Annotated in this window: 14 protein-coding genes; 5 read left to right on the top strand and 9 right to left on the bottom strand. The window is 50.7% G+C overall.

What is annotated here, in order from left to right; genetic code table 11:
* Nucleotides 1-27: 27 nt before the first annotated feature.
* The gene (locus ACZ5TN_RS08470; RefSeq protein WP_011250791.1) at nt 28-1,527 is read right to left on the bottom strand and encodes a carboxypeptidase M32; all 1,500 of its coding nucleotides are present in this window, start codon (nt 1,525-1,527) and stop codon (nt 28-30) included.
* 162 nt (nt 1,528-1,689) lie between these two features.
* Between ACZ5TN_RS08470 and ACZ5TN_RS08465 the strand changes: the two genes are divergently transcribed.
* The 3 genes from ACZ5TN_RS08465 to ACZ5TN_RS08455 are packed head-to-tail and all read left to right on the top strand — an operon-like array spanning nt 1,690 to nt 4,348.
* A complete protein-coding gene (locus ACZ5TN_RS08465) occupies nt 1,690-2,298 on the top strand; it encodes an IS607-like element ISTko2 family transposase (RefSeq protein ID WP_011250792.1) in 609 nt (202 codons plus the stop codon).
* Nucleotides 2,279-3,460, top strand: coding sequence for an RNA-guided endonuclease InsQ/TnpB family protein (locus ACZ5TN_RS08460; RefSeq protein WP_011250793.1), 1,182 nt, complete (start codon nt 2,279-2,281; stop codon nt 3,458-3,460). The genes ACZ5TN_RS08465 and ACZ5TN_RS08460 overlap by 20 nt, the downstream gene beginning before the upstream one ends.
* Before the next feature lie 51 nt (nt 3,461-3,511).
* Nucleotides 3,512-4,348, top strand: a complete 837-nt coding sequence (locus tag ACZ5TN_RS08455; RefSeq protein WP_011250794.1) for a carbohydrate kinase family protein — start codon at nt 3,512-3,514, stop codon at nt 4,346-4,348.
* Here ACZ5TN_RS08455 and ACZ5TN_RS08450 read toward each other — a convergent pair.
* From ACZ5TN_RS08450 to ACZ5TN_RS08430, 5 genes are read right to left on the bottom strand one after another with little or no spacing between them, the layout of a single operon-like run.
* Nucleotides 4,338-4,763 carry a hypothetical protein gene (locus tag ACZ5TN_RS08450; RefSeq protein ID WP_464916482.1) on the bottom strand — a complete coding sequence of 142 codons (426 nt, stop codon included), beginning with the start codon at nt 4,761-4,763 and terminating at the stop codon, nt 4,338-4,340. The genes ACZ5TN_RS08455 and ACZ5TN_RS08450 overlap by 11 nt on opposite strands.
* The gene (locus tag ACZ5TN_RS08445; RefSeq protein ID WP_011250796.1) at nt 4,760-6,079 is read right to left on the bottom strand and encodes a DUF58 domain-containing protein; all 1,320 of its coding nucleotides are present in this window, start codon (nt 6,077-6,079) and stop codon (nt 4,760-4,762) included. Before ACZ5TN_RS08445 ends, ACZ5TN_RS08450 begins: the two co-directional genes overlap by 4 nt.
* A gap of 13 nt (nt 6,080-6,092) precedes the next feature.
* Nucleotides 6,093-7,046: an AAA family ATPase gene (locus ACZ5TN_RS08440; protein WP_011250797.1), complete on the bottom strand. Its 954-nt coding sequence runs from the start codon at nt 7,044-7,046 to the stop codon at nt 6,093-6,095.
* On the bottom strand, nt 7,036-7,491 hold the full coding sequence (locus ACZ5TN_RS08435; RefSeq protein ID WP_011250798.1) for a hypothetical protein: 456 nt from the start codon (nt 7,489-7,491) through the stop codon (nt 7,036-7,038). Before ACZ5TN_RS08435 ends, ACZ5TN_RS08440 begins: the two co-directional genes overlap by 11 nt.
* A complete protein-coding gene (locus tag ACZ5TN_RS08430) occupies nt 7,469-8,305 on the bottom strand; it encodes a DUF4129 domain-containing protein (RefSeq protein WP_464916481.1) in 837 nt (278 codons plus the stop codon). Before ACZ5TN_RS08430 ends, ACZ5TN_RS08435 begins: the two co-directional genes overlap by 23 nt.
* A gap of 70 nt (nt 8,306-8,375) precedes the next feature.
* Here ACZ5TN_RS08430 and ACZ5TN_RS08425 point away from each other — a divergent pair, with 70 nt between their 5' ends.
* Together ACZ5TN_RS08425 and ACZ5TN_RS08420 are read left to right on the top strand one after the other, a co-directional pair.
* Complete coding sequence (locus tag ACZ5TN_RS08425) at nt 8,376-8,870, top strand: DUF2118 family protein (RefSeq protein ID WP_011250800.1); 495 nt, start codon at nt 8,376-8,378, stop codon at nt 8,868-8,870.
* 102 nt (nt 8,871-8,972) lie between these two features.
* Nucleotides 8,973-9,452 carry an FKBP-type peptidyl-prolyl cis-trans isomerase gene (locus ACZ5TN_RS08420; protein ID WP_011250801.1) on the top strand — a complete coding sequence of 160 codons (480 nt, stop codon included), beginning with the start codon at nt 8,973-8,975 and terminating at the stop codon, nt 9,450-9,452.
* Here the strand turns inward: ACZ5TN_RS08420 and ACZ5TN_RS08415 are convergent.
* Genes ACZ5TN_RS08415 through ACZ5TN_RS08405 form a run of 3 tightly spaced genes read right to left on the bottom strand, consistent with a single transcriptional unit; the run spans nt 9,441 to nt 15,017 of the window.
* Nucleotides 9,441-10,349 carry a type II secretion system F family protein gene (locus ACZ5TN_RS08415; protein ID WP_048053754.1) on the bottom strand — a complete coding sequence of 303 codons (909 nt, stop codon included), beginning with the start codon at nt 10,347-10,349 and terminating at the stop codon, nt 9,441-9,443. The two genes, ACZ5TN_RS08420 and ACZ5TN_RS08415, sit on opposite strands and share 12 nt — an antisense overlap.
* A 5-nt stretch (nt 10,350-10,354) precedes the next feature.
* The gene (locus ACZ5TN_RS08410) at nt 10,355-11,410 is read right to left on the bottom strand and encodes a type II secretion system F family protein (RefSeq protein ID WP_011250803.1); all 1,056 of its coding nucleotides are present in this window, start codon (nt 11,408-11,410) and stop codon (nt 10,355-10,357) included.
* A 10-nt stretch (nt 11,411-11,420) separates the two neighbouring features.
* A complete protein-coding gene (locus ACZ5TN_RS08405) occupies nt 11,421-15,017 on the bottom strand; it encodes an ATPase, T2SS/T4P/T4SS family (protein ID WP_464916480.1) in 3,597 nt (1,198 codons plus the stop codon).
* Nucleotides 15,018-15,019 lie beyond the last annotated feature (2 nt).

Below are 15,019 nucleotides of genomic sequence, written 5' to 3'. Positions count from 1 at the left end.
AACAAATCAGAAAGAGAGGAAAAGAAATCACAGATACCTCTCCTTCACCCAGCGGACGAAGTAGTCTGGGTTCAGCTCCTCGCCGAGGGCCTTCTGGAGGAGCTCCTTCGGCGGGTAGATGCTTCCCCAGCGGTGTATCCTCTCCCTGAGCCAGGCCTTTATCGGCTCGAACTCGGCCCTTGCAACCTTCTCCTCGAAGTCCGGGATGTCGCGCTTCATGTGGTAGTATATCTGGCTCGCGAGGAGCGTTCCTATGCTGTAGGTTGGGAAGTAGCCGATAGTTCCGTGGGCCCAGTGGATATCCTGGAGGATTCCCTCGGCGTAGGTCTTCGGCCTGATTCCGAGGAGCCTCTCCATCTCCTCGTTCCAGAGCTCAGGTAAGTCTTTCGCCTTAACGCCCTCGTTGAGCATCATCCTCTCGAGCTTGAAGCGGAGGAGTATGTGGAAGTTGTAGGTAACGACATCCGCTTCAGTCCTTATGAAGTCCGGTCTGACTATGTTGAAGTAGAGGTAAACGTCTTCGGGCGTGTAGTTCGCCATGAACGGGAGGTTCTCCTTAAGCACTGGGTAGATTAAGCCGGCGAACTCCCTTGAACGGCCGATTATGTTCTCCCAGAAGCGGCTCTGGCTCTCATGGATTCCGAGGGAGACACCGCCGGCTATCGGGCTGAACATAAACCTCTCGTCCTGCTGGAGCTCGTAGAGTGCATGCCCAAACTCGTGGACGGTGCTGAGAATGGTTCTCCTGAAGTCGTAGCCCTCGTATCTGGTAGTTATCCTCACATCCCTTATTCCGAACTCGGTGGTGAAGGGGTGAGCAGAAACGTCGAGCCTTGAGCGGACTCCAAGCGGGAAGCCGAACTTCTGGAGTATCCAGAGGTTTACCCTCTCCATCTGCTCCCTCTCATAGCGCTCCTTCTCGAGCGGGTGCTCCCTGGGCACTTTGCCCTCTTCCATGATTTTCTCAAGGAGCGGCTTCAGCTCCTTCTCAAGCTTGTCGAACATCTTCTCGACTTCCTTCGTGGTGAGGCCCTCCTCGAAGAGGTCGAGCAGGGCATCGTAGGGCTCGTCCTCGTAGCCGAGATAGTCAGCGGCCCTCTTGGCAAGGTCTATGATTCTGTCAAGCCACGGCTCGAACTTGGAGAAGTCGTCGCTCCTCTTGGCCTCTTCCCAGGCCTTAGTGGCCTGGCTCGTGACCTCGCTCATCTCCCTGAGGAACTCGGGCGGGAATGACTTGCTTATCCTTATCGAGCGGTCGAGGACACGAACAACGCCGCGCTCGTACTCGTTAAGGCCCTCTATCCCCTTGGCCTTCTCGACAAGCTCGACGAACTCGGGCTTGAGCAGGAACTCCTGAGAGAGAACGGAAAGCTCCCCCTGAGCGACGCTCCTCTCAAGAATGCCCTCCTTTGGCATGTTGACCTCCATGTCCCAGCCGAGGACGCTCTGAGCGTGCCCAATGGCCCATATCCTGCGGTACTTCTCAAGAATAGCCTTAATTGTCTCGTTCTGGAAAACGGACTCCATGTTAAATCACCGCTACTTTTTGGATTGCCAAACTTTTAATCTTTTCGATGGGCATCTGAACGAGTGAAGGTAAAGGAATTACTATTGGGGCTGTTTCATAAATAGTTAATAGCGTAAAGTTTAAATGTTTTTGAGTCATATTTTGTTTTGGTGGAGGTCACTATGAAGCTTTATCGGACGGGAAAAGCCTCAGAACTCTTGGGAATCAGCAAGCCTACACTTCTCAGAAAAATCAAAACAGGCGAAATAAAAGCCTACAAAATAGGCAAAGAATACCGCATTCCAGAAAGCGAAATAAAGAGACTTCTTGAGGGCAAAGTTCCCGATAAAGTTGTCATTTACGCCAGAGTCTCAAGCAGAGACCAGAAAGAAGACCTTGAACGACAAGTCGAATACCTCAAAAACTACTGCTCCGCAAAAGGATACCAAGTTGCTAGAATCCTCACTGACATTTCATCAGGCCTAAACGAAAACCGGAAGGGTTTAAAACAGCTCTTCAAACTCGTGGAAAGCGGAGAGGTAACCAAAGTCGTGATAACCTACAAGGACAGGCTCACCCGCTTTGGCTTCAAATACCTCGAACAATACTTCAACTCTCACGGTGTCGAGATTGAAGTAATCTTCAATGATGAAGAGAAAACGCCAGAGAAAGAATTAGTTGAAGACTTGTTAGCTATCGTTACCTCTTTCGCTGGAAAGCTTTACGGAGCTCGTTCTCACAAGAAAAAACGCCTCGTCGAGGCGGTAAAGAATGCCCTCAGAGACGATTAAGCTCACGGCAAAATTCAAGCTCAAAAACCCACCAGAGGAGTTAAACGACCTCTTCTCCACTTATCGGGAGATTGTGAACCACCTCATCAGCTATGCTTTCGAGAACAATGTTACGAGCTTTTACAGGCTCAAAAAGGAAACATACAAAAGCCTCCGCAAGGAGTATCCAGAACTACCAAGCCATTACCACTACACAGCAACTCAAATGGCCACAATGATTTACAAGAGTTATCGGAAGCGGAAAAAGAAGGGTAAGGCTAATGGTAGGCCAGTTTTTAAGAAGGATGCCATAATGCTCGACGACCATCTCTTCAAGCTCGACCTTGAGGCTGGAGTGATAAAACTCTCCACTCCGAGCGGGAGGGTTGAGCTGGAGTTTTATCCATCCAAGTATCACGAGAAGTTTAGGGACTGGAAAATCGGCCAAGCGTGGTTGGTGAGGACTCCAAAAGGCGTTTTCATCAACGTGGTCTTTTCCAGAGAGGTTGAAGTGAGAGAACCTGAAGCCTTTGTCGGCGTGGATTTGAACGAGAACAACGTTACGCTCAGCCTTCCAAACGGTGAGTTCGTCCAGATACTCACTCACGAGCGGGAGATAAGGACTGGCTACTTCCTAAAACGGAGGAAGATTCAGAAAAAGCTTAGGACTAGAAAGAAAAGGAAAGAGCTTCTCGAAAAGTATGGGCAAAGGGAGAGGAACAGGCTGGACGACCTTTACCACAAATTAGCCAATAAAATCGTTGAGCTGGCGGAGAGATACAGTGGTATTGCTCTGGAGGATTTGACCGAAATCAGGGATTCGATTAGGTATTCGGCTGAGGTGAACGGTAGGCTTCATCGTTGGAGTTTTAGGAAGCTTCAAAACATAATCGAATACAAGGCCAAGCTGAAGGGGATAAAGGTTGTTTTTGTTAATCCTGCTTACACTTCGTCCCTGTGTCCGGTATGTGGGAGAAAGTTAAGCCCGAATGGGCACAGGGTCTTGAAGTGTCCTAAGTGTGGTTTTGAGGCCGATAGGGACGTTATTGGCTCTTGGAATATCTCCCTTCGTGCCCTGAAGATGTGGGGAGTTTCCGTTCCCCCCGAAAGCCCCACGATGAAGACGGGAGTGGGGAAGGTCGGCCGTAGCGATGTTTACGAACTTTACACAAATTACGGCTGACCAGAACGGAAACGGTATTAAGGAGAACCCCTAAGGGCCTCCGGTGGTATCATGCTGGATCTCGTGGTTATCGGTCACGTTTCGATTGACACTCTTATATTCCCGGATGGAAGGCGTGTGACAATGCCCGGAGGGGCCGCCGCGGGGGTGGCCACTTCGGCGGCGCTCGCCGGGGCAAAAGTCGGACTAGTGACGAAGATAGGGACAGACTTTCCGAAGGAGTGGCTCCAAGCGCTTTCCTCCGTGCTGGACATTAGTGGAGTTCAAATACTGCCTGGAAAGACGATTCACATCCAAATGATTTACCACGAGGACGGAAGCGTGGATGCCCCAGTTGAGATGGGAGTTGCCCAGAAGATGGGCGAAATCCCAATCCCAGAGGAATACCTTGATGCCAAAGTCTTTCACATTTCCCCGATTCCACCGGAAGAGCAGCTGAAGCTCCTCAACCGACTGAAGGGAAAGAGAGTGACCGTTGATTTCAACCCAACGTACAAGGAGGAGTACATCAAGAGAAGAGACCTCCTGCGGGAGATAGTCTCTCGGGTCGAAATAGTCTTCCCGAACGAGAGGGAGGCTCTCATGATCACGGGGGCGGAGGACGTCAAAGATGCCGCCAGGATTCTCCACGGTTGGGGAGCCAAGCTGGTCGTGATAACCCGTGGCGAGAAGGGTGTTCTCGTATACGACGGCTCGTTCAGGGAGTTCCCTGCCCTTCCGATAAAGCCCGAAGAAATCGTCGACCCAACTGGCGGCGGGGACGCCTTTGCAGGCGGTTTCCTCGCAGGCTATTCGAGGGGTCGTCCACTTGAGGAGTGCGTAAGGCTGGGTCTAGAAAGGGCAAGGGAAGTCCTGAAAAAATGGGGGGACTGGAGCATCACCGTCTAACAACAAGATAAAAGAGCAGGTAAAGAGAAACGACAAAGAGAGCCGCTACCATTGTGTTTACCAGACTTGGCAGATAAGCTGAAAGATAGTAAGCAACAGAATAGAGCGGTAGTGCCATGATTACCGCTGCGGTAAGGGTTCCGTAATGCCTCATGGAAGCACCAACGCGTGTAAGGTGGAGGGACTCAACAAAGATTATTCCAAGTGAGAGAAGGGTCAACCCGTAGAAACCTCCCAACCTATGATAAACCAGGGCAACCCCCAGCAGGGCTAGGTAAGCATAGCCCATCCACCAGACTAATATGGAGAGACTAAGAGCTAGAGACAGCACGAGGGTAACTCTGCTATCAAATCCAAGATAAGTTATGTATGTTATGATGGTAAAAAGCGCCGCAAGGTAGAGCCGTCGTATCATACTTTAATCACCTCCGCTATCGCGGCCTTCAGGGGTTTCTTGACGTCCCAGTCTATTATCAGTCCATAGGTGGAGAGTTCGCGCAGTAGGGCCTTTCTCCTGAGTTCAACGAGCCTCATTGCAACTTCTTCCTCCTCGGTAGATGGAGTGTAAAGACTGTTCGGGTTCGGGCTTATGACAACAACTTTGTAGCCCATCTCTCCTAGGATTCTAAGCGTCTCCCGGCTCTCACTGGTCAGTAGGGGAGAGAAATAGACTATCTGGGCCCTCAGTGGAAAGGCCACTCTGGCAAGGTGCTCGACCTGGTACAGTATGATATCATTTGAGCCCGGTTTGGCAGTACTCAGAAAGTCAACACATTTGAAGAAATGCCTCTTTCCATAATCCACTCTGACCCAGAGGGGCGTCTCCTCCGCAAGGAGCAGTCCAAAGCTTGTGCCATCGTTGAGAGCGTTGAGCATAAGAGAAGCAGCAGCCCTAACTTGATAGTCCAAAACAGGGGCATTTGCGCGGGAGGCATCGACTACAAACACCACGTCCACTTTTCTCTCGCTCTCAAACTCGTTGGCCATTATTTCACCAGTTCTGGCCGTTGCTTTCCAGTTTATTATCTTAAGTGGATCACCTGGCCTGTACTCCCTTACCGCGTGAAACTCAAGGCCCTCCCCAAGGCGTGGGGATGGGAGCGGTCCAATAGTTATCTTGGTACCCCTCGTGGAGTACGGCGTTGGAATATCGTAAATCCGAGGGACTCCAACGACTTCCGTGAAAAGCTCGACTAAAACATCCCCCGAGAAGAAGCCAAGGGGGTCCCTGTAGGAGACCCTAACCCCCTCAAAGTTGTGAACTCCCCTCTTCATCCTAACGCGGTATCTTAAAATGCCCTCCTCACCAGCACTGAGACAGAAAACCTTCTCCGGATTACCCGAAACAACTTCAAGTTCCTCTGGCACCAAGTCTCGGACAACGAGATTCTCGACATCGAACTCAGGAACGACGTGGAGCTCGACCTCAACTTCCTCCTCTTCAAGAAACCTGTCGTGGGGCACAACGCGCCAGATTTTAACTTCTCCGCGGGGCTTGAAAAGAAGGTATTCAACGGAGATGAGAGTAACGTATGGAAGAACGAGATAGACAAGTTCCCACCTCAAAAGGAAGAAAGCGACGATTGGGATAACCCACGCCGAGATAACCAAAAGGGCAAATTTAGCAGTTGGAGCGACACCTTTGGGTGGCTCAATTTTCCTCTCTCCAGGGGGTAGCGAGCCTGGCTGATATGGTAGCTGAGGTAACCCGCCTATACTCCACTGGAGCATGTTCTTCCCGCCCTCAATCGAATTTTGGAACCGGGACCCTCTCAAGGATCTTTGCCATAACCTTCTCTTGGCTAACCTTCGTGTACCACAACTCCCTCTTGAGGATGAGCCTGTGGCTCAGGGCTGGAATGGCCACGGCCTTAACGTCGTCGGGGATTACGTAGTCCCTCCCCTCTATGGCCGCGTATGCCCTCGCGAGCTTGAGGAGTGCAAGGCTTCCCCTCGGAGAGGCCCCTACCTCAACGTCCTTCTTGTCCCTTCTCGTGGCCTCGACGATATCGACGATGTACTCTAGGACTGGGTCGCTGACGTAAACGTCCTCAACGGCGCGCTGCATCTCAAGGACTTCCTCAGCCGTGACAACCGGAGAAACGCTGACCTCGTCGCTCTTTCTACCTATCCTCCTCCGCAGGATCTCAAGCTCCTCCTCCTTCGTTGGGTAGCCAACGTGGAGCCTCACCAGAAACCTGTCGAGCTGGGCCTCTGGGAGCGGATAGGTGCCCTCCTGCTCTATCGGGTTCTGAGTGGCAATTACAACGAAGGGCCTTGGGAGTGGGTATGTCTTCCCCTCAACGGTAACCTGCCTCTCCTGCATCGCCTCAAGGAGGGCAGACTGGGTCTTCGGCGGAGACCTGTTAACCTCGTCGGCGAGGAGTATGTTAGTGAACACCGGGCCCTTTCTGAACTCGAACTCGAGGGTCTTCTGGTTGAAGACGCTCACACCAATGATGTCGCTGGGCAACAGATCAGGAGTGAACTGAACGCGCTTGAAGTCGAGGCCAAGGGCACCGGCAAAGCTCTTCGCCATCAGGGTCTTCGCCAGACCGGGCAAGTCCTCTATGAGAACGTGGCCATCGGCAAGGATTGTGGCCAGTATCATTTTCAGGACGTTCTCCTTTCCAACGATGACCTTTCCGACCTCGGAAAGCACGAGGTCAGCCTTCTCATGTACTTCCTCAATCTTCATTTAGTTCAGCCTCCAGGATTTTTAACGCCTCTTTAAGCCCTTCATAAGGGTTTTTAGATGAGTAGAATGCCTGAAGGGCCTTTGGAGGATCTGTCCTCAGCTCGTAGAAGGAACGGCCGGTGATTGAGTGGAGTATCTCAAGGATGTACTCCTCCGCAACCTCCCTTCCACCGCCTTTTTTTGTCCGTTTTACCAGCTGGAGAGCCCTCTCAAAGTCGGGCCTTCTGTTAACCCGAAAAGCGGAACCTGATCCCCTATCGACTACCACATCGTATCCTACGATCACAATATCGTAGCCTATCAACATCCAAGCCACGAAAACCGAGAGGGCAACGGCAGAAAGCCACCTAACATAATACGGACCTGGCAAAACGGCACCTGCAATAAACACCAGGCCCACAGCAATCCTTAGTTTGTACTGTTTAGTTAACTCCCGCAAGCTCATAGGCCTTCCCCCTCAACCGGAGGTATATTTCAAACGCCCTCTCAGCGTCTTCCCAGCCGATCTTGGCGGGGGCGTACTTTGCCTTCTCAAAGAGTCTGACGAGCTCAGAATAGAAGTTTCTCATATAATTAACATGCTCAGCATGCTCCCAATGCGTCCAGCTTTCCTGATATGGGATCCCAAGTGCCTCAAGCCACAACACGGCGTTTTTGTAGATCTGGATTATCGCATCCCGAGGGCTATCAAACTGGTCGAGCCCAAGATCATCAAGTTTTCTATCAAAGCTGATCGCGGTCTCCAGCTTCTTCTTACGACGGACTTCCTCAGACCACGCCACCACATAATGGTAGGCCAAGTATCCCACCCCAACAAAGATTGGAATCAGAAAAAGGGAATAGAGCGAAATACTCCTCTGTGAGGACACAACTCTGTGCAGTATCATGTCAGGAGATGCCGTTGGAGAAGAAACGGTACTGTTTAACACCAAGCCTTTAGAGGAGCGCGCAGCCACCGCCTTGCCAAAGAACAGGATCAGTAGCGGAAGAAAAATACTGTAAAGAATCACCGAGAATATATCTACCTCAGAGACGACGTCCTTCCGCCTCTTTGCTGAGAATCTGTCATAACGATAATAAGCGATGAGTATGAGCAGTAAGAGAGCATCCACAAAGAGGACAGCCAAAATTAAGCCCATAAAATCGCCCGCCCTCGAGTTTCTTTTGGCAGGGGCGTTGATTTCACTAGCATTCATCAGCAAAGAGGTCAGAAGTATCAAAACAATTAGCAGGGAAATGAACCTTACTTTAGCGTTCATGAATGCTCACGGATGCAGGTACCAATAAACATATAAAAGTTTTACGGCATAGTAAACCTCAGGTGAGAACATGGAGAAGCTGCCGAAGCTTTACGTTGAGACCACTCAGGAAGAATGCGTAAAGGACGGGAAGACGCTGGCCGAGTGCGTCGTCATTATGGGGAACGTTGAGGTCTGGCTGAAAGAAAACGAGGAGCTTCCAGATTTCATTGACCCATCGAGAGCAAAGTTCTTGAAGAGGGAAGTTTACGACCGCTTTTACCTCTACGTTGACAGGACGGAGCAAAAGATGACTGCCGATGTCATACTCGTCCTCCCGGACGGGAGAACAAGGATTTATCTCAAGAAGGGCGACGAGCTGATGATACTGCCCGTTGAGGGGTTCACGAAGACCTTAATAGCCAACGTGGGAAACAGGGTTAGGACTGGAGATGCATTCGCGGCAGTGACTACCAGGAAAGGCGAAGTCCACTACCTAAAGCCTCCGAAGACGGGTACGGTAGTCTTCATTGACGAGATAACGAACAGACCGCACTACCTCTACTACATCCTGCCCGAAGAGTGAGTCCTTTGCTTTTTCTCACTTCCCAAGTATGTTTCCGAATGCCCAAAGATTTATAAAGGGGAGAGCCTACTCCCGCTGAAGACACTTTTGGAGTTGAAGGAAATGAAAGTTGAAGCTGGTGATTATGTTCTCTTCCACTACGTTGGAAGGTTCGAGGATGGAGAAGTTTTTGACACAAGCTACGAGGAGATAGCCAGAGAGAATGGCATTCTCGTCGAGGAGAGGGAGTACGGCCCAATGTGGGTCAGGATAGGCGTCGGTGAGATCATCCCTGGCCTCGATGAAGCCATAATTGGCATGGAAGCTGGAGAGAAGAAGACCGTGACCGTTCCCCCCGAGAAGGCTTACGGAATGCCGAACCCAGAGCTTGTAATCTCCGTTCCAAGGGAAGAATTCACAAAGGCCGGCCTTGAACCCCAGGAAGGTCTCTACGTCATGACCGATTCTGGCATAGCCAAGATAGTTTCCGTTGGAGAGAGCGAGGTATCCCTTGACTTCAACCACCCGCTAGCAGGTAAGACCCTAGTCTTTGAGGTAGAAGTCATAGAAGTAAAAAAGGCCGAAGAGGACTCAGAAGCTTAGCTTGAGTATCGTGGCCACTTTGAACACAACAAGCCCCATTACAGTTAGCATAAGGGAATACTTCAAGCCTGCGCTGTACTTCCCTTCTCTTATTATTCCCATTCCCAGACCTGAAAGGACTGCCTGGACTACAACGAAGGCCATCAAAATCGTTGTCATCGAGTCCATGGGAAACATGATTCCAAGCTCCGGGCTGCTCATCGATGACATTACTTGAGTAACTATACCGAGGATAAGGGGGCCAACAAAACCGCTAGTTATGGTAAAAAACATTATTTGCATGCCCGTCGATGCCTTTCTCTCCTGCTGTATCCTCAGTATCTCCCTGACATCGTTGGCAACGTACATAAGGACATCACTCATAGGAGCACCCCTCTCAAGGGCCTCAATGACTATCATCATTGAGCGGTATAGCACCTGTGATCTTTTGTTTCTGAGGGCAAATGCCCTCAACGCGTCTGCCGTTGGGCGACCTTTGTTTATTTCAGCAACCGTTCTCTTGAACTCCTCGGTAAGTGCCCCGAACTTTGCGGTTGTCAGCTCCTCCAGAGCTTCGGAAAACGAAATACCCGCCCTCAGGGAGCTAGCGAGGTAGAAGAAAGCATCCGGGAGACTTTTTTCTATCTCGTCAATTCTTTTGGTGAGGCGCCAGTAGGGATAAAGGAAGGCCATCCCGATGAAACCGGCTATGAATGCAATAGCTCCATACAGAAAACTGAATATCGAAAAGGCTAGTCCAAGGATAAGTCCCATTAGGAGGGATATAACCAAGTACTCAGCAGCCAGGAAGTTAATGTTAGCGGAGTACAGGAACAGTTCATAACGCTTAAGGTACCTGCCTGGAAGGAGTCTCTCGATGAGCTGAACGAGAGGCCCTGAAATATTCAGCTTTGGCATCCGCTTCACCTCGGCTCGGCACTCTTTATCATGTTTATTATCATGAAGGACATCATCGGGAACACGACCACGAGCATAATTGCAATCATCGGGACGCTGAATATCAGCTTTCTCGCCATTAACGAACCCGCTAGAATACCGACAACTAACATTGTAGGCATGACTATCGTCATGAACATGTAGACGAAGGAAATACCGTTGACTTTCTGAACGTACTCGACGAGCTTCATACGGTACTCGAATGCAAAGTCCTCTGCAAGCTTATAGAGGATCTCAGCAAGGTTACCACCGAACTTAACGGCACGGAGAATCTGCTTGACCACCCTGCTCACGTTCTCTGAGGCCATTTTCTCCTCGAACTTCAGCATTGCCTCTTCAAAGGAAGAACCTGTTCTCATGTCCCTTATGACTAGTTCAAACTCCTCCGAAAGGGGTCCGTAGTCTGCCTTTGCCACCGAGAGCATGGCCTCGGCAATGCCAACACCTGCACTCAGGAGCGAAGCTATATGTCTCAAAGCGTAGGGAAGCGCCTTCTCAACTTCTCTAACACGCCTCTTCCATACCATCTTGGGATAGTATCTCATGTAGAAAAACCCGCCTAGGAATCCCAGGAAGCCCGCCAGGAGTGAAATGTCAATTGGGAGGTACATAAGGTAAGCAAAAACAAAACCGAAGAACGCAGTTATCATGGCAACTCCAAGCATGTATGCCACGTAGGCCTCTTTTGACATCGTGATGTTTGCCCGATATAAATCAACGTCCAGCCCGGAGAGCGAAGTCGTCAGTCTCTCAACAGGTCCTCTAAAGTATTTGAGGATGGCACTAGCAAGACGCTGGGCAAAGGGTTGCTGAACCTCCTCTTTGCGCTGCTCGATGACCGCCTCTATAAACGTCTCCCGCTCATCTTTCTGCTCTTTTTCCCGTTCAAGTTCCTTTTGAAGCTCTTTAAGAGCCTTTAATCTTTCTTGGACATTTTTTCCCTCAGGAAGGCGCCTCATAGGCTTTTCTGCAACTTCGAGAGTTTTGCCACCGAGTTTTTCAAGGAACTCTATGAACCCCATGGACATCACCTCACATTAAAGCCTGAATCTGCTTACTGGTTTCCACGTCACTCTCCGCAGAAATCTTGTTGAGGAGCCATTCCTCGTCAATGTAGAACTGCCTTATGTAGTAGCCAACTTTGTCTATGTCCCTGATGCCCTTCTCGACCATCCATTCCAGTATCAGCCTGCGCTTTTCAATCTCAAGCTCTATCTCCCTAACGCTCATTCCGGTATGCTGGGCTAGAATGTTGACCGTTCTGCTCGGAACACCTGTTGGAACGAGCTCATCCTTAGCAGGGTCGTACTTGTAAAGGGTGTTGAGCTGTATGCTCTCCCCCTCCAGGCCAGAGACCTCCGCTATTTCAGTAACACGCCTTATCGTTCCCTTCTTTCTGCTGTGGAAACGGACCTGCATGAGGATTATGTCGAGGGCGGGAATCATTATCCTTGGAACGCTCATCGGTGGGCTTTCAAGCCTAACTATGGTTTCACGGGCGCTGTTGGCGTGGATTGTGCCCATGCAGTTCGACAGAAGTATTCCGTTGGCAACGTAGTTGTGATCCTCATCCACGGTCAGGTCGTATAGATACTCTATGCCAATCTCCTCGGGATCCACTTCCTCTACTTCAACGACCCTGTCCCAGTACACGTCACCATCAGCTATCAATTCGAGCCTCTTGGCCATCACCCAGGCATCCTCGTCCCCAATGTCCTGGGCGATTCTCTGAAGGGCGAGGGCTATTCCCTTAAGCGCTGAGCGCCTTATCTCGGACGTTCTGCCCTTCTCAACGTGCCTTATCAGGCTCTCTGTGATGGTTTCTCCTGCATATTTCGAGGCCAGCTTTGAAAGCTCGGCTACCGTCAGGTTCAACCGAGTGCGCAGAGGCTTTATCATCTCCGGAGAGATAGGAACCCGGTAAGTGTATCTTCCGCGATACGGCCGCTTTTCCTTGAGGATGGCCTTTAGCTTTTCCCGTTTCCTTGAATGGGAAAGTGGTATCAGCGCGTCGAACTTCTTCAGGTCCTCGACACCGCTGACGATAACCCTGAATATGTGGCCTTCCTTAAAGCCTCTGTTCCTTACCCTGGAGACGGTGCTTATTATTCCAAGCCTCTGGAGGGCGTACCAGATTTTTCTGGCGGCGCTTTCGCTCTTTGTTGTCAAAATCACCGCGGGTCCGGTCTCATCAACGGATCCATCTGCATCGAACAGACCCGCTATGAAGTACCTCATGAGGTCATCGTTCGTGAGGACGACATCAGGGACATCCCATATTGATGACTTCTTGCCTCTCGGGATCCCGAATATCCTCGACAGCATCTCATTGAATATCCTGGAGCCGTAGGTTACCACCGTACTCGTTCCATTGTCCTTTATCCGCGGTGCCGACTCTGGCAGGAACTCCGACATCGCCGAGGTGAAAGAATTCATGTAGTCGGGATCATCGAAGGTTACCGAAAGGTTGTATCCGTCCGATGAGAGATATCCGTCGCCCAGTATTACTCCTGCAACGTAAGCAAGGCTGGTTCCAACTTCACGAACGAGTTTAACTGGCTTTGAATTCCTGGATAGTAGATACTCGGCGTCTTCTGGCGGCACACCCCTGTTGGGGACCTTCTTCATTCCGTTTCCGTTTGGAACAAGGTAGTAATCACTTATTCCAGCATATACTTCGACGGGAACTACAGCCGGGCTCTGGGGAGCTTTGGGGGGTCTCATCATCACGGCAACTCTATCACCTGGCCTGACCTTCTCCGCTTCCTTTCTAACCACGTCGCCGTCGCTGAAGACAAAGAACGGATGTGTTTTCGTCAGGATAACCTCGTTGCCCGTTCTCGTCCTTATCCTTATCAGCTTCTCTCCATTCCGTACTTTTCTGCGCCATACTGCCGTGACGGTGTGTTTTCCTGCCTTCAGATTCGGCCCTACGCTAACCACCTCAAACTGGTCTTCAGGATCGAGCTCTATGTACTCCAGATCCTTGTACGTCTTTATCCTGTCAGAGTACTTGTTGAATAGTTCCTCAACAACATCACCTATCAGAACAAACTTTCCATTGGAGAGCTGTATGACAGAGAAATCGTAGAGGGCACCATTATGTCCCGTGTTCATTGCCGTGAACATCGTTCTGGCCTCTGGACCACGGACCTCACCCACGATGATTCTGTCGGGACGCATACGGAGGGTGTTCCTAACGAGGTCGTCCATGGTGACTTCTCCCTTGCCCTCAAGGTTGGGCGGCCTCGTCTCCAGCCTGACCCAGTGCTCCACAGGGAGTTGAAGCTCCGCTGTATCCTCTATGCTGATGACGCGCTCGCTGGGGGGAATGAACATTCCAAGGGAGTTGAGGGTTGTTGTTTTTCCCGAACCTGTACCACCGGCTACGAGGACGTTGGCCGGCTTAACCCCAAGCCCGTCAACGAGAACCCATAGGAAAGCCGCAACTTCGGAGCTCATTGTGCCGTATTTGATCAAGTCTATAATCGTCAGCGGATCCCTCTTGAACTTACGGATTGTTATCGTTGGCCCATCCAGGCTTATTGGTGGTATAGTCGCGTTCACACGGCTTCCATCCGGGAGACGGGCATCCAAAAGGGGACTCTGCTGGTCTATTCTCCTCCCGACTTCCCTCGCTATGCGCTCGATTATGTTGAGTATATCCCTGTCACTGTCAAAGATGACGTTGGTCTTACACATATTGAAGCGCCTGTGCCAGACATAGACAGGGCGGTTAGTTCCGATGACCATTATCTCCTCGAGGTTGTCGTCCCTGACGAGGGGATCAAGCTTTCCATAGCCTATCATCTGCTGGACTATCATATCGGCGAGAACCTCGATTCTGCCCTCCGAATAATGGGGAGCCTCCTCTTTTATCATCCTCTTAACCGCGTTCATAAAGACCTTCCTGCGCTCCTCAGGATCAGGAATCGCAGTGGGGTCTATCTGGATCTCAGTTATGGCCCTGTCCTTAATGCGCCTGAAGAGCTGTTCCTCCTCCCTTGAAAGTTTAGGAAGTCTAATCTCGTATATGGGAACCGGCTCTCCCTTAACCTTCAGTATTCTCACGTTGCCGTAGGCGTCAAGGACTTGAGCCCTGCCAGCGTAAGAAGACTCTTCCCTCAATGACTCTGAGAAAATCGACCTGGCGTTGGACACAGGCTTGCTCGGTGAAGTTTGAACTGGCTGTGATGTGGCCGATCCAGAGGAACCACCAAGGAGCTCCGAGAGGAAATCAGCTCCAGTGGCCCCAGTGGCGGACGGTATTGTGGATGCTGGTTCTGGCTTGCTCTGGGGTAGCGGCTCTCTTTTTTCTCTCTCTGCAGTTTTTTCTTTCATTGACTTCTGAGGTTTCTCCTCTCCCCCAAGTAGCTGACTCAGAAGGTCGGCTCCAGTCTCAGAGGTAGGCCGGGATTCCCGTTTTTCTGAAGTGGACCCTGAAAGTATATCCTCCAAACTGCCCACTCCAGAAGAGGGAACTGGAAGCTCTTCGGAGACCTTATTTTTGCTGGGCTGTTCTTTTTTGTTATCTTTTTTCAGAATACCAGCTAGTGGATCCTCCTCACCAGAAAGTATCTCGTCTATCCATGAGAGGGATTCTTTCTTCTTTTTCTCATCCTGGAACAAGA

The sequence above is a fragment of the Thermococcus sp. JCM 11816 genome (assembly GCF_055396515.1).
This window is presented reverse-complemented; position numbering and strand designations above follow the sequence as displayed.